General features: G+C 43.6%; 21 protein-coding genes. 9 read left to right on the plus strand and 12 right to left on the minus strand.

The features are described 5' to 3' along the window. Positions 1–89: 89 nt before the first annotated feature. The 5 genes from ACJAZP_RS02410 to ACJAZP_RS02430 form a co-directional block, all read right to left on the minus strand. Positions 90–1445, minus strand: coding sequence for an 8-oxoguanine deaminase (locus tag ACJAZP_RS02410; protein ID WP_415229138.1), 1356 nt, complete (start codon positions 1443–1445; stop codon positions 90–92). A gap of 114 nt (positions 1446–1559) precedes the next feature. Beyond that, on the minus strand, positions 1560–3005 hold the full coding sequence (locus tag ACJAZP_RS02415; RefSeq protein WP_415229139.1) for a uracil-xanthine permease family protein: 1446 nt from the start codon (positions 3003–3005) through the stop codon (positions 1560–1562). Positions 3006–3145: 140 nt separating this feature from the next. Further along, positions 3146–4072 carry an ABC transporter permease gene (locus ACJAZP_RS02420; protein ID WP_415229140.1) on the minus strand — a complete coding sequence of 309 codons (927 nt, stop codon included), beginning with the start codon at positions 4070–4072 and terminating at the stop codon, positions 3146–3148. Between the two features lie 11 nt (positions 4073–4083). After that, positions 4084–5169: an ABC transporter permease gene (locus ACJAZP_RS02425; RefSeq protein ID WP_415229141.1), complete on the minus strand. Its 1086-nt coding sequence runs from the start codon at positions 5167–5169 to the stop codon at positions 4084–4086. After that, positions 5166–6728, minus strand: a complete 1563-nt coding sequence (locus ACJAZP_RS02430; protein WP_415229142.1) for an ABC transporter ATP-binding protein — start codon at positions 6726–6728, stop codon at positions 5166–5168. The genes ACJAZP_RS02425 and ACJAZP_RS02430 overlap by 4 nt, the downstream gene beginning before the upstream one ends. Positions 6729–7171: 443 nt before the next feature. Here ACJAZP_RS02430 and uraD point away from each other — a divergent pair, with 443 nt between their 5' ends. The 9 genes from uraD (at position 7172) to ACJAZP_RS02475 (ending at position 15174) form a co-directional block, all read left to right on the plus strand. Next, positions 7172–7672: a 2-oxo-4-hydroxy-4-carboxy-5-ureidoimidazoline decarboxylase gene (uraD, locus tag ACJAZP_RS02435; RefSeq protein WP_415229143.1), complete on the plus strand. Its 501-nt coding sequence runs from the start codon at positions 7172–7174 to the stop codon at positions 7670–7672. After that, positions 7669–8031: a hydroxyisourate hydrolase gene (gene uraH / locus ACJAZP_RS02440; protein ID WP_415229144.1), complete on the plus strand. Its 363-nt coding sequence runs from the start codon at positions 7669–7671 to the stop codon at positions 8029–8031. Before uraD ends, uraH begins: the two co-directional genes overlap by 4 nt. Before the next feature lie 110 nt (positions 8032–8141). After that, positions 8142–9347 (plus strand): urate hydroxylase PuuD, encoded by a 1206-nt coding sequence (locus ACJAZP_RS02445; protein ID WP_415229145.1) that lies wholly within the window; start codon positions 8142–8144, stop codon positions 9345–9347. A 244-nt stretch (positions 9348–9591) separates the two neighbouring features. Then, a complete protein-coding gene (locus ACJAZP_RS02450) occupies positions 9592–10440 on the plus strand; it encodes an ADP-ribosylglycohydrolase family protein (protein WP_415229146.1) in 849 nt (282 codons plus the stop codon). A gap of 190 nt (positions 10441–10630) precedes the next feature. Continuing rightward, complete coding sequence (locus tag ACJAZP_RS02455) at positions 10631–10900, plus strand: DUF3081 domain-containing protein (protein ID WP_415229147.1); 270 nt, start codon at positions 10631–10633, stop codon at positions 10898–10900. A gap of 55 nt (positions 10901–10955) precedes the next feature. Further along, entirely contained in the window at positions 10956–11426 is a 471-nt protein-coding gene (locus tag ACJAZP_RS02460; protein ID WP_415229148.1) for a pyrimidine dimer DNA glycosylase/endonuclease V, read from the plus strand. A 163-nt stretch (positions 11427–11589) separates the two neighbouring features. Continuing rightward, positions 11590–12354, plus strand: coding sequence for a bifunctional 2-polyprenyl-6-hydroxyphenol methylase/3-demethylubiquinol 3-O-methyltransferase UbiG (gene ubiG, locus ACJAZP_RS02465; RefSeq protein ID WP_415229149.1), 765 nt, complete (start codon positions 11590–11592; stop codon positions 12352–12354). A 107-nt stretch (positions 12355–12461) separates the two neighbouring features. Beyond that, the gene (gene hemH / locus ACJAZP_RS02470; RefSeq protein ID WP_415229150.1) at positions 12462–13484 is read left to right on the plus strand and encodes a ferrochelatase; all 1023 of its coding nucleotides are present in this window, start codon (positions 12462–12464) and stop codon (positions 13482–13484) included. Between the two features lie 1039 nt (positions 13485–14523). Beyond that, the gene (locus ACJAZP_RS02475; RefSeq protein WP_415229151.1) at positions 14524–15174 is read left to right on the plus strand and encodes a response regulator; all 651 of its coding nucleotides are present in this window, start codon (positions 14524–14526) and stop codon (positions 15172–15174) included. A 220-nt stretch (positions 15175–15394) separates the two neighbouring features. On the opposite strand, the gene ACJAZP_RS02480 is transcribed toward ACJAZP_RS02475, so the two are convergent. The 7 genes from ACJAZP_RS02480 to astA all read right to left on the minus strand — a co-directional run bounded on the left by ACJAZP_RS02480 (position 15395) and on the right by astA (position 26284). Further along, complete coding sequence (locus ACJAZP_RS02480) at positions 15395–17905, minus strand: NahK/ErcS family hybrid sensor histidine kinase/response regulator (RefSeq protein ID WP_415229152.1); 2511 nt, start codon at positions 17903–17905, stop codon at positions 15395–15397. After that, positions 17898–19046, minus strand: a complete 1149-nt coding sequence (nosP, locus tag ACJAZP_RS02485) for a nitric oxide-sensing protein NosP (protein ID WP_415229153.1) — start codon at positions 19044–19046, stop codon at positions 17898–17900. The genes ACJAZP_RS02480 and nosP overlap by 8 nt, the downstream gene beginning before the upstream one ends. A gap of 425 nt (positions 19047–19471) precedes the next feature. Further along, on the minus strand, positions 19472–20992 hold the full coding sequence (locus ACJAZP_RS02490) for an aldehyde dehydrogenase family protein (protein WP_415229154.1): 1521 nt from the start codon (positions 20990–20992) through the stop codon (positions 19472–19474). A gap of 414 nt (positions 20993–21406) precedes the next feature. Beyond that, the gene (gene astE / locus ACJAZP_RS02495; RefSeq protein ID WP_415229155.1) at positions 21407–22402 is read right to left on the minus strand and encodes a succinylglutamate desuccinylase; all 996 of its coding nucleotides are present in this window, start codon (positions 22400–22402) and stop codon (positions 21407–21409) included. A gap of 7 nt (positions 22403–22409) precedes the next feature. Further along, positions 22410–23753: an N-succinylarginine dihydrolase gene (astB, locus tag ACJAZP_RS02500; protein ID WP_415229156.1), complete on the minus strand. Its 1344-nt coding sequence runs from the start codon at positions 23751–23753 to the stop codon at positions 22410–22412. Positions 23754–23780: 27 nt separating this feature from the next. Further along, the gene (gene astD, locus ACJAZP_RS02505) at positions 23781–25253 is read right to left on the minus strand and encodes a succinylglutamate-semialdehyde dehydrogenase (RefSeq protein ID WP_415229157.1); all 1473 of its coding nucleotides are present in this window, start codon (positions 25251–25253) and stop codon (positions 23781–23783) included. After that, positions 25250–26284: an arginine N-succinyltransferase gene (astA, locus tag ACJAZP_RS02510; RefSeq protein ID WP_415229158.1), complete on the minus strand. Its 1035-nt coding sequence runs from the start codon at positions 26282–26284 to the stop codon at positions 25250–25252. Before astA ends, astD begins: the two co-directional genes overlap by 4 nt. Positions 26285–26307: the final 23 nt, after the last annotated feature.

Genomic DNA, 26307 nt, shown 5'->3' on the forward strand with positions numbered 1-26307 from the left:
ATGCTCAAAGCGACACGGGCAATAAGCACGTGTTCGCATTAAGCGGGTCAGTCATTGAAACATGTAGTGCAACTAATAAAAATCTGCCCTTAATTATTTAATGCGGCGGTATATAATTTTTTTGCCTGCGCGCTATGCTGCAACATCAGCTGCTTAATATCCATTTCTAAAACTTCCCCATCAATCACTTTCCATTTTCCCGCGATCATCACTCGGTCAGCCTTGGTTGCGCCGCATAAAAGCAGTGCAGCAAGCGGGTCGTGAGAACCTGAAAAACGAAGTTCATCCAATTTAAACAGTGCCAAATCGGCCTCTTTGCCCACCGCAATTTCACCGATATCATCACGCCGAAGTATTTGCGCAGAGCCTTTGGTCGCCCATTCAAAGGCTTTTTGATGGGTGATTTTCGAAGAGCCATACTTTAATCTTTGCAGGTACATGGCCATTCTCACCTCAGTTATCATATTGGAGCCATCATTTGATGCGGAACCATCCACGCCAATGCCGATAATTGCCCCTTGTTTTTCTAACTCAAGGGTCTTACAAATGCCTGAAGCCAACATCATATTCGAAGTGGGACAATGTGCGATACCGACTTTCGCCGCACCGAGTCTTTGTATCTCTTCATCATTAAAGTGAATACCGTGCGCTAACCATGTTCGATCATGAAGCCAACCAACATGTTCAAGATAATCGACGGTGCGCATACCGAACTTTTTAAGACAAAAATTCTCTTCGTCGATAGTTTCGGCTAAGTGTGTATGTAAACACAACTTATTTTCTTTCGCTATTTTTGCACTTTCTATCATCAGTTCAGTAGAGACGGAAAATGGTGAGCATGGCGCTAACGCTATCTGCGTCATCGCACCTTGATGGGTTTCATGATAAGTATTTATCAGCCGAGTAGAATCATCTAAAATACGCTGTTCATCTTGAACAACACTCTGCGGCGGTAAGCCGCCATCATCTTGCCCGAGACTCATAGAGCCGCGCGTTAAGACCACTCGCATGCCAAGTTCACGCGCAACTTCAACTTGGATATCGATTGCATTTTCCAAGTTCTCTGAAAAAACGTAATGGTGATCACTGGCGGTGGTGCATCCTGAGAGCAATAATTCGGTCAGGGCCAACTTTGTAGAATGGTAAATCATGGTTTCATCAAGGTGAGTCCAGACCTTATAAAGTGAAGTCAACCACGGAAACAGTTCCTTGTTAAGCGCATCGGGATGAGCACGTGTCAGGGTTTGATAGAAATGATGATGAGTGTTGATAAGACCAGGAAGAACAACACTCTCAGCGGCATCATAAATCTCATCAAAAGCACTCATTGGCAGCGCGCCTTTAGGAACTAATTCAACTATCTTACTGCCTTGTATAACAATGCCATTGTCGGCATTCTCAGCCAATATCGCTAAAGGTGATTTAATCCAAATTTTTTTATTCATTTTGCCCCTTTCTTAACATTTATCTTTGTTTCAATACTCAACAAACAAGAGAATAGATTAAAATATCAATCAAAGCATAGCGCCAAATAAGCGCATGCTTTTATATCTCTGTGGTTATTTAACCTTATCAGTAGTGACTAGATCCTCTTCAAAAGGAAAGTCCTGAATAACAGGGTCAAAATCATCGGAGTACTCACCTAAAAATAAAGACAGAGCAACAACGGTTAAACCACCTGCTGTAATCGGAGAGCCAAATATACTGGCAAATATTTTCCCTGGGCTACCGCCTATATTAGCGGCAAGAGCATTAACAACCTCAGGAACTAATAGCACACCCAGCCCTATCGCAAAAGAGACCGCTAAAATCATCATGTTTTTTCTGTTTAAATCAACGGTTGACAAGATTTTAATCCCGGCGATTGCAACAGTTGCAAACATAATGATCGTCGCCCCACCCAGAACAGAATTTGGAATAGCTCTAAAAAGCGCGCCAATATGAGGGAACAAACCAAGAATCATCAAAATAGCACCAATCCAAATACCGATATATCGGCTGGCAATACCGGTCATTTGAATAACCCCGTTATTTTGACTAAAAGTTGTGTTGGGAAAAGTGTTAAAAACACCTGCAATAAGAGAATTAACACCATCACCTAAAACACCACTTTTAATACGTTGAAGGTAACCTTCACCTTGAATAGGTTCTTTGGAAACAAGACAATTTGCAGTAAGATCTCCTGCCGTTTCAATAGAGGTGATCAAATAAATCAGTGCAATCGGAATAAAAGCGGCAATATCAAAGGAAAAACCATATTTGAACGGTATGGGAATACTTACCACTGAATGTACTTCGGTCATAAGATGTAAATCAACTTTCCCCATAAAGATGGCAACAACCAGTCCCACCAACATACCAATTACAATAGAAGAGAGTTTTACCCATTGATTGCCAAACTTATGCGCCAAAATAATAGTTGCCATGACAATAAAACCTAAAAAGAGATTCTGAAAACTGCCAAAGAACTCAGGTTTATTGTCCATTACCCACTGACCACCGGCAAGATCGGTAAAACCGACTTTAATCAGGCTCACACCAATAATGGTGATCACTGTACCTGTCACAATGGGCGTAATCACACGTTTAAGCTTGTGTAAATATTGACTCACGCCAATTTCAACAAATGCGCCCAATACAGAAACCCCAAAAATCAGAGATAAAATTTCATCAGGACCGCCACCTTGTGCTTTTGCAATAAAACCCGCTGCTAAAATAGAGCTTAAAAATGCAAAGCTGGTACCTTGAACACAAATCATTCCGGCACCAATACGCTTAATTGTCTTTGCTTGAATGATAGTGCCAACCCCAGAAACCATTAAAGCCATTGAGATCAGATAAGGAATTTCACTCCCTAAACCTAAGACGCCTCCGATAATTAATGTCGGGGTAATAATGCCAACAAAACTGGCCAGAACATGCTGCACCGCAGCAAAAAATGACTCTTTGGCTGAAGGTTTATCGTTTAATTGATAAATCAGCTCTGATTGTGTTTCTCTGTTCATAATAGTTCCTTAGTTATGAGCTTACATGCTATTTTCACCACTTAAATCCAACCCTTTCCCTGCAACCCCATGATAAACAAACCCATTCTGGTGATATCATGATTTTCTTTATTTGGTTCTCTTTATTTGGTTCTCTCTATTTAGTGATTTTTGTGCCACGGTTTACCCAGCGCCATGGGCTCAAACAGTCTTAATTTTTGTTTATCTCGACTAAGTAAAATAAGCACTCCGAGGGTCGCCAGATAGGGCAACATAGCTAACAGGTTTGATGAAACAGACCAATTTAGCCCTTGCGCAACTAAATGCATGATACTTGCCAAACCAAACAGATAGGCACCTAAAATCACCCGCTCGATTCGCCAACTGGCAAAAACAACTAATGTCAGTGCAATCCAGCCTTTACCTGAAACCATTCCCTCGCTCCACATGGGAGTATAAGCAATTGATAAATAGCCTCCTGCGAGGCCTGCCATTGCGCCACCAAAAATGACGGTCAAGTAGCGAATACGCATAACCGGCAAACCTAAATTACTGGCAACGTTTGGATCTTCTCCTACCGCACGAACCGCCAAACCATGACGGTTATAACGAAAGTACAGATACACGGCAAACACTAAAATCCAACTTAAATAGACAATAAAATTCTGTGCAAATAAGGGTTTACCTATAAGTGGAATATTTTGTAATACGTCAATCGATAAGGTTGGTAAAACCGCAATCTGTTTGCCTTCGTAACCACTGCCGGCAAAGGCAGACAACCCGCTACCAAAAATGGTCAAGGCTAATCCTGCAGCAACTTGGTTAGCATTAAAGTTCAGGACGATAAAACCAAACAACAGCGACATACAAATACCCGCCAGCACGGCGCAGGCAAAGGCAATAAAGTAACTTTCGGTCTGATACATGGCGATAAAACCCGCAACAGCACCGATTAACATCATGCCCTCTTGCCCCAAATTCAAAACACCGCTTTTTTCACAAACCATTTCACCGAGCGCAACCAGCAGCAGTGGCGTGCCCGTCATGATCATGGCGTACAAAATGTTAGTTATTAAATCCAGATCCATCTGCTGATCTCCTATATCGTTTTTAATGGCTTCTCAGCCATTTTATAGTTCACTACCACTCGGTATCGAATAAGCACATCGCAGGAGAGCAAGAAAAACAGTATCAATCCCTGTAAAATACCGGTTATCGCTCTCGGCAGCCCTAAGGTCATTTGCGACATTTCTCCTCCCATAAAAATCAAAGAGATTAACAAGCCTGCCAGAGTTATTCCTATTGGGTGTAAACGCCCAAGAAAGGCGACAATAATTGCCGAATAACCATAACCGGGAGAAATTGCGGGAATTAATTGGCCGGTTGTTCCTGTGACTATGATTGCCCCGGCAAGACCTGCTAATCCACCACCCACCAAAAAAACCATAAATGCCAATTTTTGCTCTTTATACCCAGCCATCCGTGCCGCTGATTTATCCAGGCCTAATACTTTTATTTGAAAACCTAAAAAGGTTTTACTTATAAATACCCAGACAATGACTAAAGCGAGTAACACCAACAACAATCCTAAATGCAGCCGGGTTCCCTCAAAGATAACCGGGAGTAAAGTACTGTCCCCAAACAATGCACTTTCAGGGAAGTTATAACCATTAGGATCCCTTAACGGTCCGTAGACCGCCCATAACAAGGTATTCAGGGCGATATAATTCATCATGATGGTGACCAATGTTTCATTACAATTTAAACGCAAATTTAAAAAAGCCGCGATGCCCGACCAAACCATGCCGCCGGCGACACCTGCCAGCAAGGCTAAAGGCATTGCCCAGTCGCTGGTTGAATCAACAAACTGCAGCGCCATGGTGGTGCTCACTACCGCACCGAATAACAGTTGCCCTTCAGCACCAATATTCCAAATCGAAGCGCGGTAACATAAAGCGAGTCCATAGGCGCACAGCAAAATGGGGATAGCAACAACCAGTAATTCGCTAACACCATACCAATCATCGATAGGGCTAATAAAAAAGGTGTAAATAGCCTCTTGAGGATTTTGCCCTAATCCCCAAAAAAGTATTAAACTGGCAAGTAAAGTCAAAAAAATAGCCAGGATTGGCGACAAATAACGCCATTTTTCAGAGGTTTGACCTCGAGGTACTAACTTGATCATGATGTCATTGCTCCAGTTAAATTTGCATTCATTGAGCCTGCGACTGACGCGTTTTCAAAAACACCTGCCATCCACTGTCCCAGTTGAACTAGCGGAAGCTCTTCTGGTGGTAAAAAATCTGAAATACTGCCATCACAAATAGCCCCTAAGCGATCACAAATTTTATACAGTTCATCCAAATCTTCAGAGATAATTAAAATCGCACAGCCACGATCTCTGAGCTTTAAAATGGCATCGTGAATAGCCACCTGAGCGCCAATATCAACTCCCCAGGTTGGGTGCGACATCAATAAAAAGCGCGGTTCCTGTTCAATCTCGCGGCCGATAATAAACTTTTGTAAATTCCCTCCTGATAAACTTGCTGCATGACTATGATTCCCCGCTGTTTTTACCTTATAATTTTTGATTATTTTATTTGTCAGACGGGTTATTTCTGGTTTTCTTAGAAACCCTTTTTTCACCAAGTTAGAATCGAAACTGGTTAACAAGGTGTTATCACATAAGTCCAAATCGGGGACGGCACCTCTTCCCAGGCGGTCTTCCGGCACAAAAGCTAACCCTAAACGACGACGCTGTAATGGACATAATTGATCGACAATCTTACCTGCAAATTTGATCGCCTTTGAGTGAGGGTTAATCACCTCACCGGAGAGCACCTTCAGTAACTCTTCCTGCCCATTACCGGCAACCCCGGCGACACCCACAATCTCACCTTTTTTAACCTCTAAATTGATGTTTTTTAGTGCGACATCAAAGTCCCCTTGCGACGCGGTTGATAAATTTTCAATCCGGGCAAACACCTCCCCCCCCAGTGAGCGATGAGTTTCATTACTGATGGCGATATCGTCACCCACCATCATTCGAGCAATGGATGCCGGGGTCTCATTTTTGGGATTACAATGCCCGGTAACTTTGCCTGCGCGCAGGATAGTCGCACTATCACAAAGCTCTGCCACTTCGTGCAATTTATGGCTGATAAAAAGCACCGAGCAGCCTTCATTGGTTAATTTTTTTAATGTTTTAAATAACGCCTGCACTTCTTGCGGCGTTAATACAGAAGTAGGTTCATCTAAAATGAGTAATTGTAAATCCAGTAATAAACAGCGCACAATTTCAACCCGCTGACGTTCACCGGTGGATAAACTCGAAATACGACGGTCGGGATCTAATGGCATACCATAACGCTCGGAGGTTGTTTTAATACGATCCGCTAAGATTTTGGGGTTGCCAGCTTCACGGCCTAATACCAAAGCAATATTTTCAGTGACAGTAAGGGTTTCAAATAGTGAGAAATGTTGAAAAACCATGCCTATACCCAAACTTCGGGCGACCGCCGGCTGGTCTATTTTTACTGCTTTACCATTCCACAATATCTCTCCGGAATCAGGTTTTACAACACCATATAACATCTTCATCAAGGTACTTTTTCCCGCACCATTTTCACCTAATAACGCATGAATCTCACCGTGCTCTATAGTCAGAGAAACCTTATCGTTAGCCTTGCAACCAGGGTATTGTTTAGTAATTCCAAGCATCGCTAAGCGCTTACCATTGTTCATTTATAATTCCCTTTTTCTGCCATGATAATTGAATAATAAAGCCTGGATTACGACCTGCCAGCTGGAGGTTATCTCGCTCAGCGTGATATGACTGATGAAACAATCTGTCCGATCGGTCAAAGTTGGTATGATCTAAGCAAGAACCTTACCAACTATTAATTAATTGTTCTAAAAATGTTAACAACATGTCAATAAAAAAGCCTGACAAACCTTTACTGGCAAGGGAAGGAGTAAAAAAAAGGAAATAAAGTTGTTCACTGACTGACTGAATATGTGCAACTAAAAAATGCACAAGCAGCACCAAAAATGCACATTTTAAATGACTTACGCACCATAGTGGAGATATGCCGGAGCAAAGATATGCAATATTCATTGCTGCATATCAATTATTTTAAAAGCGCTGCCTGGTGCTTAATAGCGATCAATATTGAAAAGGAAAAAGAATGAGTTTGAATGAGATAAACAGTGCAAATTTAGCGCAAGCCTATGCGCTGTTAGAAAACTGCTGCTGTGCACCGAACTGGGTAGAAAGCATGCTTAGTGCGCGCCCTTTTGCTGATTCCATTGCTTTATTGACAGCATCAGAAAAAAGCTTTTTGCAGCTGACCAAAAACGATTATCTTGCCGCTTTTGCGGGGCACCCGCAAATAGGCGATTTAACAACCTTGCTTGCAAAGTATGCCAACACGTCAGATAGCGCAGGTCACGAACAGGCAGGAATGTCCGATGCAGAAAAATCAGTCGTTGAGGAAATGCACAACCTAAACCAGCAATATTTACAAAAATTTGGTTTCATTTTTATTGTCTGTGCGTCGGGTAAAAGTGCACCGCAAATGTTGGAATTAATCAAAAAGAGAATCAGCAATGACAGCTTAAACGAGCTTAATATCGCCGCTAACGAACAAGCTAAAATAACCACACTACGTTTGGAAAAATTATTATGAATAAATCTCCTATTACTACCCACATATTAAATACATCACTGGGCAAGCCGGCCGCTAATGTACAAACCCAATTATTTGTTCTAAACGGTAAAGAGTGGCAACTGCTCTCTAGCGCGGTGACCAATGATGATGGCCGAATTAACCACTGGGAAAGCAATACCTGGTACAAAAATAAGGATCCGCAACAACTTTTTGCGACCTACAAAATAGTTTTTGAACTGGATGATTATTGGCTGCAGCAAAACACCCCGGCTTTTTACCCAAGCGCAGAAATATGTTTTCGAATACAAGATAGCAAACATCATCATATTCCTTTACTTCTGGCGGCTTATGGCTACTCAACTTACCGGGGAAGCTGATTTTATTAAGCAGCCCTTTTTCAAAATTCACCTTGTAACACTGCAAAAACGGCGGGCATTGCAGACTCGATCGCAACGTAAAAAACGGATAGAAATAAATAGGATGTTTTATGGAAAATTATTTAATCGAAATTGCTCATTTAGTTTTACGGTATTTTCACGTGGTTGCGGGCATCGCATGGATTGGAGCATCATTTTATTTTGCCTGGCTAGACAATAGCTTACAAACACCTCCGCAGGAAAAATCAGACAAAGGGATCAGTGGTGACTTATGGGCAATACACGGAGGTGGTTTTTACGAAATAGCCAAGTATCAAAACGGGCCACAGCAGATGCCCACAACCTTACATTGGTTTAAGTGGGAAGCCTATACTACTTGGATCACTGGTATTTTACTGTTCAGCTTACTCTATTACGTAGGGGCTGATGCCAATTTATTAGACAGCAGCAAAAGTGACCTTTCCAAAATAAACGCCATTTTGTCATCGCTTGCAAGTATTGCGCTTGGTTACACGGTTTATCGACTGTTATGTAACTCATTTTTAGTTGAAAGAAGTTACTTGTTTACAGCAACAATCATTGTCTTATTAGCTTTTTGGGCATGGGGATTAGATAGCTTATTTGCAGATAAGGCGGTCTATATTCATATTGGTGCGCTGATCGGCACCTGTATGGCGGGCAATGTTTACCATATTATAATGCCCGGTCAGCGTTATTTAGTGGCCGAAGTAGAAGCGGGTAGAACGCCGGACCCCAAGGTCGGATTAAAAGCTAAACGTTGCTCAATACATAATAACTATGCGACGCTACCCATTATTTTTATTATGCTGAGTAATCACTTTTCTCATACCTATACCCATCAATATGGGTGGTTAGTTTTAATCGCTTTAATTATGATCGGCATGTGGATCAGACACTTTTTTAACCTTAAACAGCGTCACATTAATAAACCCTCTATTTTAATCAGTGGCATAGCGGCATTCTTTGCATTGATGCTTGCCATTGCACCCTGGTCAAGCTTTGCTCCACGGACTAATGCAAAGCAGGTTTCTAATCAGCAAGCATGGTCAATAATAGAAAAACGCTGCACTGAATGCCATAGCGCAACACCACGTTCCGCTATGTTTAGCAGCGCACCGGCGGGTTTGATGTTTGACTCCATGGAGTCGGTTAAAACACAATCTGAAAAAATTTATACGCGCACTGTGATTAACCAGGATATGCCCTTAGCTAACTTAACGAATATGTCCTCTGAAGAACGACAAACGCTGGCCATTTGGATTGAAGATTTTAGACTGAAAAATAAAGGTATGTAAAATCAGGACAGGCATATTAAACCCCAAGCGAAATTGGTAGTGCTTTATACAAGGTAGAGCCTGCTTAGAAGCCAATTCCTGAATGGCAAGCTCGTTAATAACCAATAGTGAGATAAAAAATGCACAAATAAACAACTCAATGGTATTTTAAATCAAAGGGGGTAATCTAACTACTAGTGCGCAGCAGACTGAATAGTTAACATTATCAAGCGCATATCCCTATCGAGACAAAAAGGACGAGTAAATGTTATTAGTGATTGCCATGGCCGATGCTTACGGTGCGGGATTTGAGTTTACTGAAGACGAGTATATTAAAGAAAACCACTGCCTTAGCAAATATCATCAGGCTTGCTTAGATAAAACCCCTGCCGGTTGTTATACGGATGACACGCAAATGTCGATAGCGATTGCTGAATTAATGGTTAATGAGTCTGGTCCGTGGAACGAACATCTGGTCGCTGAATACTTTTTAAAGGCTTTTAAACGCGATCCCCGCGCATCTTATTCCAACGATTTTTATGGTTTTTTAGTGAATACCCAAACAGCAACGGAATTTATTGAAAATATGTTTTCTGACAGCGTGCGTAATGGATCGGCGATGCGCTCGGTGCCCTTAGGTTTGATTAAAGATAAAACCGAGATGCTTGAGAAAGCGCGCATTCAAGCTGCAGTGACTCATAATTCCTATGAAGGCATTGTTGCCTCACAAGCCGTCGCTTTAGCGGTGTACTATTTTGTTAATCAACTAGGCAAAAAAGAGGGTTTGTTTGATTATGTTTGCCAACAGACACAGGAGATATTTCAAAAGGATAAAGCGAGCAGAACAGAATGTAATGCGATTGATACTATTGATGCCGTTTTAACGGTTTTATCTCAATCTAGTTCTCTGAGTGAGGTGCTTGATAAATCTGTCAAGCTTGGCGGAGATACCGATAGCGTGGCATCCATTGCTTGTGGTATTGCGTATTTCTGCGATGAGTACGTTAAAGATTTACCGGATTTTCTTGAACAGGACATTGAAAATGGACCTTACGGTAAAGACTATCTCATTAAACTAAGTGAAACAATTTACGCAAAATATATATTCGACTGATTTTAAATTAGCTTCAATATGCTGAGCTGCTACAACAATTGATCTTTATCCCCTTTTGACTCGTATATAAATGATCTGATAGCCAAAATTTATGATCGGTCGGGCTTTTAACCTTTGAACTGATTGATTCAATGATTAATAAGCTCAGTTTTTAAATAAATGACTTTAAGATATTCAGGAGAGCGAAGTTATGTATTTAGATCGAATAAAAAAACAAAACCTGTTACAGATATTTAATTTAGTAACCACTAAGGGCAGCAAGCTTGATGGCGTTTATGAGCTTTCCGGTATTCGTGCATCTCAGGATTTCGACGGATATACCTGCTGGTTGGCCTATAAGGATTTGACTGTTACGTTAATGTTTCACGGTTCACACGATTTTGATTATCAGAAAAAAGAGACTCTGGACATTTTTTTTAAAAGAATATCAAATTTATTGGCTGACAATGAAAATTTATAAAAGAATATTTTCAGTATTAGCATAAAATATCAGGAAAACAGATAGTGAGGCTTTAATGAATATTTTCATTCTGGATAATGATATTAGAACATGTGCACAATATCATTGTGATCAGCACGTCGTTAAAATGATTCTGGAAAGTGTGCAAATACTTTGTACTGCATTGAATAAAAAAGGCTTTTCTACCCCTTATAAATCAACGCATGTAAATCATCCCTCGGTTTTATGGGCCGAAGCCTCTTTTGATAATTTTCAGTGGCTGAGTGAATTAGTCCTTGAGCTGAATGAAGAATACAAATATCGATACGACAAGCATTGTGATCACAAATCTATCGCTGTGCTGACTGAAATGTCTGATTATTCATTTCTGCCTATCGGATTAACCACCTTTCCTCAGGCCATGCCTAATCAGTATAAAGTGATCAACGATCCGGTATCGGCTTATCGAAATTTTTATCGGGGTGATAAAAGCAAATTTGCGAAATGGACTAAAAGAGCGCCACCGAAATGGTTTATAGCGCCATAATGTTAGCCAACTATTTTTCTTTCTAAGAAGCCTTATCGCATCGAGATCTTCGATTAAAACACCTCGAAGATGACGGTGTTGAGGCGAAGCTGACGGTGTTAAGGCGAAGATGAAAATATTGAGCTGTAATCCGAATTCAGATTAATAATGGTAGGTTAATAATATGAGTGCAACACAATCCACAAATACGATTGACCAATTCGAAATTGCTAAATTTGAAGCGATGGCAGCCGAGTGGTGGGATCCAAAGGGAAAGTTTAAACCCCTGCATATGCTCAACCCCACGCGGCTAGAGTATATTGTTGAGCAGATAACCACCAAGTTCGCCCGTGACCGCAATTCTCATAAGCCCTTTGAAGGTTTACGGTTGCTCGATATCGGCTGCGGGGGTGGTTTGTTAAGCGAGCCGATGGCATCGCTCGGTGCTGAGGTGGTCGGAGCGGATGCGGCTGCGCGGAATATTCCCGTGGCGCAAATTCACGCGGAGAAATCGGGACTAAGCATTGATTATCGTCATACCATGGCCGAGGCTTTGGTGGATGAGGGTGAGCTGTTTGATGTGATCCTTAATATGGAGGTGATCGAGCATGTTGCTGATCCGCAGGTTTTTCTCAATGCCTGCGCGGCTTTATTAAAGCCCGGCGGATTAATGATCTGTTCCACTATCAATCGTAATCCTAAAAGTTATATGATGGCCATTATCGGCGCTGAACGGGTGATGCGCTGGCTGCCGGTCGGCACGCATCAATGGGGCAAGTTTATCACCCCAAACGAGCTTTCCGGTATTACCGAAAAAGCCGGGCTTAGACCGTTAGATAAAAAGGGTTTTGCCTTTAATCCGCTGTTATGGCGCTGGTCGATTTCAAAATGGGATCTATCGGTCAATTATGTCACCACTAGCATAAAACCGCTGACTTGTGCTTCCTAGGCGATCAAAATGAGTGCCCTATCACTTCACTCAGAAAATGTTCTAAAACCACTGACGTTTAGAGCGCAGTGTTTATTTTAAATCTATCTGCTCAAAAGGAGCTTTGTGTGTCACGATTTTCAGGTATTACCGACAACCCCCATGAAGGACGTTTTCATCAAAAAACCGGCATTTTACTTACCAACCTCGGCAGCCCCGACGCCCCGACCCCCAAAGCGTTACGCATCTATTTAAGAGAGTTTTTATCCGACCGGCGTATCGTTGAAATCCCGCGTTTACTGTGGATGATGATTTTACACGGCATTATTCTTAGAACACGGCCTAAACGCTCTGCCAAACTGTATGAAAGTGTTTGGACCAAGGATGGTTCCCCTCTAACGCATATGACAGGTGTTCAGCGCGATAAACTGAGCGCCCTTTTAAAAGACCGGGGGTATGAAAATACCGAGGTAGTGATGGCCATGCGCTACGGTAATCCCTCCATTGAAGCGGGTCTGGAAGAATTACGTGAAAAGGGTTTTACGCGCATTGTGGTATTTCCTTTGTATCCGCAATATTCAAGCCCTACAACCGGTTCAACATTTGACGCTGTCTCTAAAGTTTTATGCAAATGGCGCTGGGTACCCGAGCTGCACTTTATTAATGGATACCACACAAATGCAGCCTACATCAATTCGTTAGCCAACAGTGTCAGTGAGGATTTACAGAAAAATGGCATGCCGCAAAAATTAGTTTTCTCCTATCACGGAATGCCCAAACAGTTTTTGAATAATGGCGACCCTTATTATTGTTTGTGCCTGCAAACAACCCGTCTGGTAGTCGAAAAACTTGGCCTGGATAAGGAGTGCGTTGTCAGCACTTTCCAAAGTCGTTTTGGTAAAGCCGAATGGTTAAAACCCTATACCGATGCAACCTTAAAAAGTTATCCTGCAGAAGGCATTAAAGATATCGCCATTATCAGCCCTGCTTTTAGCGCGGATTGTCTAGAAACTCTGGAAGAGATTGAAGTTGAAAATCGCGAGATATTTAAACACGCCGGCGGTGAAAAATATCGCTATATCGCCGCGTTAAATGATCGCGATGATCATATTGAAGCCATGTTTGAGGTGTTAAAACCTAACTTAGGCTAGGAAGAACGGCTAGAGGGCCTAAAGGCCTGAAGGCGATGTCGGGATATTTTTGGAACTGAGCCTTCAGGCTCGGCACTTGCTAGTGTCCTAGGATTTAAATCGCTTACCACTGGTTATTGCTTTTGCCCGCCTGAAGGCGGGATTCCAATTTAGAGTACCACTTAAAAGCAGAGCTTTTGTGTTTTTGGGACTGAGCCTTCATGCTCGGTGCTTGAAAGTTTATGCCGGTTAGCACTCGTTATTGCTTTTGCCCGCCTGAAGGCGGGATTCCAATTTAGAGTGCCACTTAAAAGCAGAGCTTTTGTGTTTTTGGGACTGAGCCTTCATGCTCGGTGCTTGCAAGTTTATGCCGGTTAGCACTCGTTATTGCTTTTGCCCGCCTGAAGGCGGGATTCCAATTTAGAGTGCCACTTAAAAGTAGAGCTTTTGTGTTTTTGGAACTGAGAAAGGGCACGCAGAGCTTAGCCCGTTCATAAGACTGAACTCCCGTAAATTACTCTGGGCGTCCTGCCCTCCGCCTTTCAGGTCGTTGTCGTAAATTCCAACGTTCAAATTTGTTCCTGACAAATTTGTCACTGTCCGATTAAGTGACTTCGGGAATGACAGGAAAAACATGCGTCCTCCAAACGTCATCCCCGAGATGTTTTAATCGGGGTTCTAAGCATGCAATATTGGTGCGTTTCGGTACTAAGGCTCGTAGGGTGCACTCCGTGCACCGATTACCTGTTTGCGGTGCATAAAAGGCAGTCTACCGATAACATAACCCGTAGGATGTGCTCCGCGCACCGAACATCTTTAACGGTGCATAAAATACACCCTACCGATAACTAGGAGTGGAGAGCTCGAAGCTCAAGACTCGCCGCTCTTTCTTCCTCGCGAAAAAACATAAATTTAACATCAAAAAATAGACATAAACCAAAGCGTTCATAATAATGAACTTGAAAGGGCGTCAAACATCACATGGCTGGCGTATCCTTGTCTGTACGCACAAAAAAACTGTTAAAGTGCCTGCATTATTTATTACGCAGAGGCCCTTCGTATGTATAAAATTTTAGTCGCAGATGATCATCCTTTGTTCAGAGATGCAATCGCCAATATTATTGCTGAAAGCTTTGATGGATCGCGCGTAGAACAGACAGAAGATATTGAATCAACGCTTGAATTTGTTAAACACCATGACGATCTTGACCTCATTCTTTTAGATCTTAATATGCCCGGAATGTCCGGTCTGCAGGGGTTATTAGCGTTGCGTAATGAATGCCCGACAATACCCGTGGTGATTATTTCGGCAGAACGGGATAAACACACAATACTGCAGACACTCTCCTACGGTGCGGTCGGGTTTATTGCTAAATCATCTTCTAAAACGTGCATTGTTGATGCGCTTGAAAGTGTTTTTGCGGGTAATGTCTGCCTGCCGGCGGATATCATGCGTTTGCCGAAAGTGCCAAAACCGAATAATGAATTTGTTGTTTTACCGGAAAAAATTGCAACGCTGACACGCCGCGAACTGATGGTATTAAAAAACCTTTCCCAGGGAGAAGCAAATAAACAGATTGCCGTTAATCTGTTTATTTCAGAGGCAACGGTTAAAAGCCATGTTTCTTCCATTCTCAAAAAACTGGGCGCATCTAACCGCGTTAAAGTGGTGCTCGGCTGCAGTGATATTGATTTTAATCAGCACCTATAAACAAGCAACGAGTATCGAGCCACTAGCTGCGAGCAATAAGCTGTGAGTAGCGGATAGGGCGAGGGCTAAAAGCGAGAAGGATAAAAGCGAGTGGCGAGCTGCGAGCTGTGAGCTAAAAACTCGATGTTCGAGAGCTCGAAGCTCTAAACTCGAAACTCGCAGCCCGTAACTCACATTTAACGGCTAACGGCCGACAGCCGACAGCCGACAGCAGATTTTTTTATTTCTTATTCAATAAATACAGCATGGTTGTTTTCAATTTTATCGCTTTGACCGGTTTATGTAATAACAATAAACCGTGCTCTTTAATTTCTTTTTGTAATGATTTATTGTAATTGGCGGTGATCATTAATACCGGTAACGGTGCGCTGCGCAGCTGATTAATTTGCTCTGCAACCTCCAGACCATTAGTGCCATCATCAAGATGATAATCAACGATTAAAATATCCGCATGGTCATTGCCAATATCAATCCGCTTTTGTAAATCAGCAAGGCTTGCCGCACTGATGATTGAGCAACCCCAGGTTTCAAGCAGCTGTTTCATTGCCAAACAAATATTAAAATCGTTATCTACCAGCCACACTGTCTTCCCGGCTAATTCTGTATTAGTTAATAACAGATTTTGCGGCGCTGCCACCTCGGGCAAATAAGTTTTATCAGCGAGCGGCACTGTCACTGCAAACAGCGAACCTTTACCGAATGTAGAGGAGACCTTCACCGGATGCTCAAGTACCTTGGATATTTTATCAACTATCGCCAGCCCCAGACCAAGACCGTTGGTGAATGCGCTGCGTGATGATTTCAGACGTTTAAATGCTTTAAATATTTCGCTGCGCTGATCCTGCTCGATCCCTGCGCCGTTATCCCATACTTCGATGCTGATCTGATCACCAACACGCCGGCAGCCAAGCAGGACTTTGCCTTTGTCGGTATAACGAAAGGCATTAGACAAAAAATTACGCAGGATGCGCGCTAATAAAAAACTGTCGCTGTACACCAGGCTACCGCAACTGACGTAGCGTAACTGCACATCATAAAGGCCGCTCTGCTGCTGGTACTCTTTAGCTAAGTTATCCAGTAAATCGGAAAGTTTAAAAGTGCATTTATCCGCCCTCACCACCCCAGCATCTAATTTAGAAATATCAACCAGCGTGCAGATCAGGTTTTCTAAATCATTAAGCGAGCTACTGACCGAGTTAATTAAAGGGGTTAAATTATCATCACGGCTGCTCTCAATAATGGAGCTGGTAAACAGTTGCGCGGCATTAAGCGGCTGCAGTAAATCGTGACTGACCGCCGCCAGAAATTTTGTTTTAGAAAAATTAGCTTGCTCTGCTTCTTTGCTTGCCGCCAGTAAATCAGTTTGTACTCGGCGACGCTCTTCAACTTCATCGAGCAGTTTCTGGTTGAGGCTTTGCAGCTGCGCAGTGCGTTCAACGACCCTTATTTCCAGCTGATCATGGGCTTTCTGCAGGGCTAATGCATTTATCCTGCGCTCGGTAATGTTGCGAATTAACACAAAGAAACCCAGTACTGCGCCACTGCTATCACGGTTTGGAACATAGGACTTGAGCAGATAATTAGGCTCTCCTGCACGGTTTAGTTCTTTGCTTTCAAAAATGACACTTTCACCGTTTAGAGCGCGCTTAACAAAGGGCTGAATCTGCTTATAATTAAGGCTTTTATCCAGCGCTGAAATACCCAGCCCGCGCGGCGATCTGCCGTACCAGTCAATATAAACCTGATTGGTAAATTCAAACTTAAGATCGGCGCTGATATAAGCAATCATCGCCGGTACGTTATCTGTTATCAGGCGCAGTCGGCGCTCATTTTCCTGCAGAGACTGCTGAAAGCGGTGGCGCTCGGTAATGTCGGTGTAGGTTATAATGGTTTTTTCGTCTTGAAGCTGGTGCACTCTTATTTCCAGTACGGTGCCATCACTTAAAGTCTGCACATCAGAGTCACTACCCAAGCGTGGTTGCGCGGGCAGTGGTAGCTCAGTCAATGTCTGCAGAAAAGACAAGCTCGAATCAGTTTGCAGCTGTGCCACGTCTAACTGACTAAGTTGAACAAAACGGCTGTTCCAGACTTCAATCTGTTTTTCACGGCTAAGCAGCACCACACCCTGGGACAAATTATCCACCAGATGATGAAGCTGCACCGATTTTTGTGCCATCGCCTGATCGTAACGTACTGTTTCAGCTTCCTTTAATGCGCTGATATCCGTATAAAGCAAAACCCTTCCGCCTTCCACGGTCGAGCGTTCGTTAAGCTGAAACCAGCGTCCGTCGGACAACAGGTAAACCGGTTTAAGCTGCTTATTATTACCGTGGTTTTTTTCGGTCACTCTTTTAAGGTTAAGCACGGTTTCCGAGGGCAGATTTGATGTCTGCAGAAAAGCTTCAAAATTGCTGTTCTTAAAAATAATTCGCCCGTCACTGTCTAATAAAACGAAGGCTTCGGAAAGGCTTTCGATGGCATCGGTAAAGCGCTGCTGAAATGTTTTCAATTGACGGTTGCGGCGTTCCAGCTGCGACAGTGTTTCATTCAAGGCTTGGGTTTTCTCTCTGACCTGCTTGGCTAAATGTACTGAATGCTCAAAAGCTGCATAGGGTGCCGACTGGTTACCGCCCTCTTCGACGCGCTGCATCAGCGCCCTATTAATTTTCAGCAGTTTGGCATTTTGATATTTCAACCGTTGGTTTTCTTCGTTTAAAAGCATCTCATTCATTGGCGCCACCCGCGATGTAAACGCCGGTAAAGGTTTGGTTCAGGTGAATGCCGTTAATATGTTCACCATAGCTATTAAAGCCGGCTATTTTATATTCACTGTTTAATGCCTGTATCTGAGTGTTTAAATTTTTATGCTCAATTTCCAGGCGCCTTAAAACACAATCACAGGCAAGCACCAGTTCCGGTTTACCGTAACGCTCGGATAGTTCCATAAGCTTAGCGGATAAAGAATGCAGAATATCGTCCATCTCTACGGCCGTCAGCACAATACCGATATCTACGGCGCAGTAAAAAGTTAAGCTTAAATCGGTTTCATTGACTTTCTGAATAGAGCGGATGTAATACTCACCCCCCACTTTTACGGCCAGCGGATTAAGCGAAAAAACCGTCGGACCGAGATCCTTAACCTCAAGGTTTAATAAGCGCGCATATTCCAGTGCAGCTGGCTCGGCATTGAGTTCGTATACGGTGCGGCTGTGCGCATCAACCTTGGTCACCACCAGTTTTTCGGTGGCGCGCTTGATATGATGGCAGTTGAATACTTCAAAGGGGCAGAGGGTGCTGACCATAATAACCACGGCCGCCTGCTGATAAAACTGACCGTTATAATAGACATGGGTATTGCTGAGATTATCATCCCCGCCTGCAGATCCACCAGAGTGCGGAATGCCGGCAGCGGCCGAGTTTAAAGACGCTAAAAAGTGCTCTTCTTCAAAGGAGAGTCCATCCAGTAAAGTCAGTAAGAAAGTATTATTTTTAATAGGCGTTAATGCTTTTGAGCTGCACTGTTCACTGAGTCTGTTAATGGTTTTTTGCGCGTCAAGCAGATCAAATCCGGCCATCGACTCAATTAACTCTGCGCTGATAGAAAAATAGTTTGTAGAAAATCCGATAGCGACAATTGAATGCTGCTGGTCACCTGCGCAGCTTATTTCGCCTGCAGTGGTGCAGCCGGCCACTTTAATGTTGTCAAATAGAGCCTGCATCGACAACGCTAAGGTCGGTAACGAATAAGCGGAGGAGCAGTAAAAGAGGATAAAACCAATATCATCATGATTAAGCTGCCGATGTATCTCTTCACTGGCCAGCCGGGCATCGCTTAAGCTGCTCAGCGCAGTGATGGTTTTAATCTTAGTCATGGGAAATCCCGGTTTTTAAATGAATGCGTGAGAAAGGTTAATTTTAAAAAATGAGGCAAAACTATAACAAAGATGGTCGATGGGAAACGAGACTGAGGGCGGGAAAGCGAGAGTTGAGCTTCGAGTTGCGAGATTCAAGCGTCGAGTCGAATAGTTATCGGTAGGGTGCATTCTATGCACCGCAAGCAGTAGTAATCGGTGCGCGAAGCGCACCCTACGAGATTCGAGTATCGGGATTCGAGCAGAGTTATCGGTAGGGTGCATTCTATGCACCGCAAGCAGTGGCAATCGGTGCGCGGAGCGCACCCTACGATATTAGAGATTCCAGCTTTCGAGCTTCGAGCTTCGAGCCTTCGAGCTTCGAACCTTCAAGCTTTGAGCTGCCCGTCACTAGTGACTCGCAGCTCGCAGGCCTTCGCTAGTCGTTAAAAGAAACCCATCGGTTTTGTGCTGTAGCTGACTAATAAGTTTTTAGTCTGCTGATAATGGTCGAGCATCATCTTATGTGTTTCACGGCCGATACCGGATTTTTTGTATCCACCAAAAGCCGAATGCGCGGGATATAAGTGGTAGCAGTTAGTCCAAATTCGTCCGGCCTGAATGCCGCGGCCCATTCGATGTGCAAGGTTGGCATCTCGTGTCCAAACCCCTGCGCCTAAACCAAAATCACTGTCGTTGGCAATTTCTAGTGCTTCAGCTTCATCTTTAAAGGTGGTTACCGCGATAACCGGTCCGAAGATCTCTTCCTGGAAGATGCGCATGGAATTATCACCCTGCATGATGGTCGGCTGAATGTAAAAACCTTTATTGAGTGTTTCATCGAGGATCTCCTGATGACCACCGGTCAGTACTTTCGCCCCTTCTGTTACGCCTATATCAAGATAGCTCATGATTTTATCAAACTGCTGTGCCGATGTCTGAGCGCCGACCATAGTGCTGCTGTCCAGTGGATTTCCGCGAACAATATTTTTCGCTTTTTCAATGACTTTTTCCATAAACTTATCGAAAATGTCTTCCTGAACCAGAGCACGGGAAGGACAGGTACAGACTTCGCCCTGATTGAAAAATCCCAGTGCAAAACCCTCGGCACACTTATCCAGATAATCATCCTCATGCTGAGTAATATCACTGAAAAATACATTGGCACATTTACCACCAAGCTCAACGGTAGAGGGAATAAGATTCTCCGCCGCGCATTTTAATATATGCTCGCCCACGGGGGTTGAACCGGTAAAGGCTATTTTAGCAATACGTTTACTGGTAGCTAAGGCTTCGCCGGCTTCTTTGCCGTAGCCGTTAACAATATTTAATACACCGGCCGGCAGCAGGTCAGCGATTAATTCCATCAGCACCAAAATACTGGCGGGCGTTTGCTCGGCAGGTTTCAGAACAATACAGTTGCCGGCCGCTAAGGCGGGAGCCAGTTTCCAGGAAGCCATTAATATCGGAAAGTTCCAGGGAATAATCTGTCCGACCACACCCAGAGGTTCATGAAAATGATAAGCAACAGTATCGGTATCTATCTGTGACAGACTACCTTCCTGCGCACGGATACAGCCGGCATAATAGCGAAAGTGATCGGAACTTAAGGGCAGATCGGCAGCCATTGTTTCACGAACCGGTTTACCGTTATCCCAGGTTTCGGCAACCGCAAGAAGTTCAAGGTTGGTATCAATACGATCGGCTATTTTCAATAGAATATTTGCGCGCACCTGCACGGACGTAGCTCCCCAGGCATCTTCGGCTGCATGTGCAGCATCAAGTGCCAAGTCGATATCTTCGGCGCTGGAACGCGGAATCTGACAGATCAGCTCGCCGGTGACTGGTGTTATATTATTAAAGTAATTCCCTTTTACCGGAGCAACCCATTTCCCACCGATAAAGTTTTCATATTTTTCTTTAAATGTAACAACAGAACCTTCATTGCCTGGATTTGCATAGATCATAATGAACCTCTTATAGTCGGCCGATGGATTATATCTGCCTGGTTATTTATTGAAGTAGTAGGTGTTTTACGGGAATTATAATAACGCGAGTAAAGCGAATACGACCATGCGCCATCGGCATGAAAAAACTCATACTTTAGGATGATATTTAGAGGGGATAACAGATAATTTCACCGCTCAGGGCGGTAAGGCAGAAACAATTTTTAAGAAGGGAGAAAGGTTAAATTGGACATTACTTCTTCTTGTCATCTTTATAATTCAACATTGTCATCTTCGAGTTGTTTTAATCGAAGATCTAGATGTGAGAAGACCTATTCAAATTTTAACTTACTGATATTCGAGCTAAAATACTGCTGGAATGACGTAATCTAGTTTTTTCCTTAAGCCGAGTTCGGTTCAGTTAATTTATTTTTATCAAACCAGAGTAAGCGCAGATAAGTCAGCTTTGCTTAACAATAAGCCGGCTCGAAAACCGATTTTAACCTTATTATTTGGAAAGAGAATATAACCATTTTCTGCCTTCACTTGATATTTAACATCCCGATCCGATGCCAAAATAAAACCCTTTGGGAATGCCGTAAAATTTGCCGCATCATCGGCAACATTAAGGATAAATTGCTCGCTCCTTTTGCTAATTACTTCGGCGACTTTATAGACAGTTAAGGTATTGCCGATGCTTGTATCGGGGGTTTGCTCGGTGATTAAGTTAATCAGCCCTTGATTGATGCCTGAAAACTGCTGCAAGTCGTTCTGCCCGAACGGTTTTGCTTTGCCTAGCTCTAATGTGCAACTGTTTGCGCCAAATTGATGGCTGCTAAAATAGCTAAATGTTGCAGCTGGAGCATGATTAACCACGAGCGCTTCAAGTCCGACACTTTGTAACCAAGTTATCATTGTCGCTTGATAACAACCTGATGCCTGATAAGGCAACAAGCCAAAAGCAATATGCCGGGAAGCGCGGATCGCCGTGTGAAGATCAAAATGCGCCCTTGGTTTATCGGGACCGATACTGTAAAAATTGGCAACTAGTTGCTGTAAAGTCGCCGCCCTTTTGGTTTCATAACAACACTCATGCTGTAAATAATGGTCGCTGAACAAACGGTTTAAATCGACCTTTAAATAACGTTCGCCCTTACGCATAGCCTCAAGGTTGCCGAAAATAACCATTAAACGTACTTTAAGCGGGTATTGATGATTTAAAATATCCCCTATCAAGCGGTTAATAATTTCAATCGGCGCCGTTTCATTACCATGAATCGCCGCGGATATAATGATATTTTGGCTATAGCCGCAACTAGGTTCAAAAATCATAACCCCAGGCTCAGGTCGAGACCAGGCAACGTCGCCGGTCTCGCCTGAAGCGTCAATGATTTCATCCCCTGCTAGCGTTTCGGCTAGAAAATCAAACATATTAACCTCAATTTTTCTGGAATGAGTAGATAGAACCGAGGTTCATGATTTGCGTTAATTCATCCAGCGCAATGCGGTTTTCCATCAGTAATTTAGGATCAGCGAGATCAGCTTCGCTGACACGGTCCCGATAATGTTTATTAACCCAATCACATAACGAATGATATAAACCATCACTCAGCAAAGCTCGCGGGTTGGTTGCCTGCAGCTCCGCCTCGTTAAGGACTACACGCAAACGTAAACACGCGGGGCCACCGCCATTACACATGCTCTCACGCAAATCAAAAACTCGCATTTCATCAATGGGATTATCAGCTTGAAGCAGTTCATTAAGGTAAGCCCAAACCCGAGGATTACGGTGTGACTCTTCAGGCACCACTATCATCATTTTGCCGTCTTTTTTGCTCAATAGTTGGCTGTTAAACAAATAGGTAGTCACTGCATCTTTAATACTGACCTTTGAACTAGGCACTTCGATAGGTATAAATTGCGTCCCCAGTCGCTGTAGTTTTTGATCAATTTCAGCAAAGGCTGAGGCTTGATTTAAAAACGCTTCCTGGTGATGAAATAATACATTGCCGTTACTGACTGAGATCACATCATTATGAAAGACCCCCTGGTCAATTACGCTCGGATTCTGCTGCACAAAAACCGTTTGTTGCTGAGCAAGCTGATGCAGTCTGGCAACCGCTTCGCTGGCCTCGCGCGTTTGTCTTGCCGGGTATTTTGTCGGCTCAACCGAGCCACCCAATGCCTGCCGTCCATAGACAAAAACCTCAACGCCGGGTTCGCCATAAGCTGCGCATAGGCGGTTATGGTTAGCGGCTCCCTCATCACTCATCATACTCTGCTGAGGCAGTGCCTGGTGATGCGCAAAATATTGCTTATTAGAAAAAATAGCCTGCAGTGCATTACCGGTTGTCTGCGCTTCAATGGCGCGGTGAAACTTGCAGTTAAGATTGGCCACGGTAAAGTGCACCTTTGCATCGGCCGTATCAGCCGAAGGCGACACGGTTGCCGCATTGGCAACCCACATCGAGGCCGCTGAGCTTACCGCGGTCAGTAAATGCGGCGCTGTTTTTGCTGCTTGCCTAAGCACGCTGAGATCATCACCGCTAAAACCAACCTCACGCAGGGTTTTAATACAAGGTCTGTCCTGTGGCGGCAGAACCCCTTGCTTAAAGCCCATGTCGGCCAGTGCTTTCATCTTTTCCAGCCCCTGCAAAGCGGCAAGTTTGGGGTTGGCAACGGCACTTTTATTGGATGTCGAGGCGACATTACCAAAGGAAAGTCCGGCATAATTATGCGTTAAACCCACTAACCCATCAAAATTCACTTCATATGCTGACATCTAAATTGTCCTTCAAATTATTAATTATTAATTAAAGTGTAAACCGGGCAAATTGGTTTCAGGAAACGCGATAGTTTCTGATTCCATTGATGCCATTGGCCAGGCACAATAATCAGCAGCGTAATAGGCACTGGCGCGGTGATTACCGGAAGCGCCAATTCCACCAAAAGGCGCATTGCTTGAAGCACCGGTTAATGGCTTATTCCAATTCACTATGCCGGCACGGGCTTCAATTAATAAACGCTCAAAATTTTCACGTTCAGTCGAAATTAAACCGGTCGCCAGACCAAAACGTGTTTTATTTGCAATTTCAATCGCTTGAGTAAAACTTTCATAGCGAATAATACTCAGCAAGGGACCAAAATATTCTTCATCGGGTAAATTATCGACCCGCGTCACATCCACAATAGCGGGCGATAACAACGCGCAATCCGCTTGTAAACGAGTCAGTTTTAACAGTGAGACAGCGCCGAGAGAACACAGATTTTGCTCCACAGCGAAGAGATTATCCGCAGCTTGATTCGATATCACCGAGCCCATAAAAGGCGCGGGTTGAGCATCCCATTTTCCCACGGTTATGTTTTTTGTTACCGCAATTAAACGCGCGATAAATTGATCGCCCTGCGCACCTGTTGGCACTAATAAACGACGTGCACAAGTACAACGCTGCCCGGCACTGATAAAAGCCGATTGCAGCACAATATTCACCGCGGCATCCAAATCGGTAAAACTGTCAACAATCAGGGCATTATTGCCGCCCATTTCCAGCGCCAAAATTTTCTCCGGCTGGCCTGATAATTGGCGATGCAATTGATAACCCGTATTTGCACTGCCCGTAAATAACAAACCATCGAGGCCCTGATCCTTAGACAGCGCAATACCGGTTTCTTTAGCACCTTGTACTAAGTTAAGGACCCCCTTTGGCAAACCTGATTTTTGCCAAATTTCCAGTGTCAGTTGAGCCGTCCAGGGGGTTAATTCACTGGCTTTAAATACCACACAATTACCCGCTAATAATGCCGGGACGATATGCCCGTTAGGCAGATGCCCGGGAAAATTGTAAGGGCCAAAAACCGCCAGTACACCATGAGGCCGATGCCTTAATACGGCTTGTCCGTCCGCCATTGGGGTGACTTTTACGCCGGTTCTTTCATGGTAAGACTGAATCGAAATCTTGACCTTATTGATCATCGCCTGCACTTCAGTTTTTGTTTCCCATTCGGGTTTACCTGTTTCCTGGGAGATAACCTGGCTTAACTGAGTTGCCTGTTTTGCAAGGTTCTCTGCAAAACGCTGTAATAATGCAACTCTTTCCTGTAACGTCGTTGTCGCCCATTGCGGGAAAGCGGCTCTTGCTGCATTAACCGCAAGCCTTACATCCTGCTCTGAACCCGCATGACCCGTCCAAATAACGGTATTATCACCGGGATTGGTTTTTTCGAAATATTCGCCATTGCCGGCTTCCCAGCAACCATTAATAAAGTGTGATTTTATGTTCATAAAAAATGTTCCTTTTCAAATAAAGGGACAACACGTAATGGCTCCCCGTTAATAACAGAGAGCGCTTCTGCTTGTGTTTTCGTTAGATAAATCTGAGTCGCGTCGATCATCGGGTTGCCGATAATGGCACGAAAGTTTTGATACTTTTCATTGCCCATTAACAAGGTTTGATCGCCTGATAACGCTGCCTCACTAATGCAAACTTCGCGCAGTCGGCTTTTTCTGACGATGCGCAGATCCTCGGTATATGCCTCAAGCGTGGGGCCGGCATCAAAAATATCAACGTAACCTTCATAGCGCATTCCTTCACTTTCTAAAATTCTGCGCGCAGGCTGTGTGTTTGGATGGACATCTGCAATCACTTTTTGTGCCGCTTCCGTTAAAAAATCAACATAAAAAGCATGTTTAGGCATCAGCTCGGCAATAAAGGATTTTTTGCCGATGCCGGTCAGATAATCCGCCTGATCAAATTCAAGGGTAAAGAAATGTCGGCCCAAGCTTTCCCAGAAAGGAGATCTGCCATCCTGATCACTGACACCGCGCATTTCTGCGATAATTCTTTTCGAAAATTTGTCTTTAAATGCAGCAATAAACAGTAAACGACTTTTGGATAACAATTGGCCATTTTTATCCATTCGATAGTCCGGATCTAAAAATAGCGTGCATAATTCACTGTTACCCGTATGGTCATTGCTTAAACTGAGCTTTTTCATCTGCCTATAGATACCCAGTTCTTTGGATGCATGGACCTGCGTTCCCACGTGAAAATCATACCAGGGATCGTTAAGGCCGATGGCAACCTCAACACCGCTTACCCCTACTAAGGTATGGGTTTCAGAGTCAACCAATGCGAACAAATAACCCTGTTTTGACAACGGACTTGTTCCCTCCCATGTGTTTATCATTCTCTCAATGCGCTGTTCAAGATGGTTTTCATTATGAGGTAAAGAAGTAAAACCTGAGCCTGTTTTTGCGGCAAGCTGCAAAAGAGCCTGCTTGTCCTCTCTGTGGATCGGGCGAATGAACATCATGGTTATATTTCCTTAGACTTTTG

Source organism: Psychromonas sp., from assembly GCF_047632955.1.
Lineage (GTDB): Bacteria > Pseudomonadota > Gammaproteobacteria > Enterobacterales > Psychromonadaceae > Psychromonas.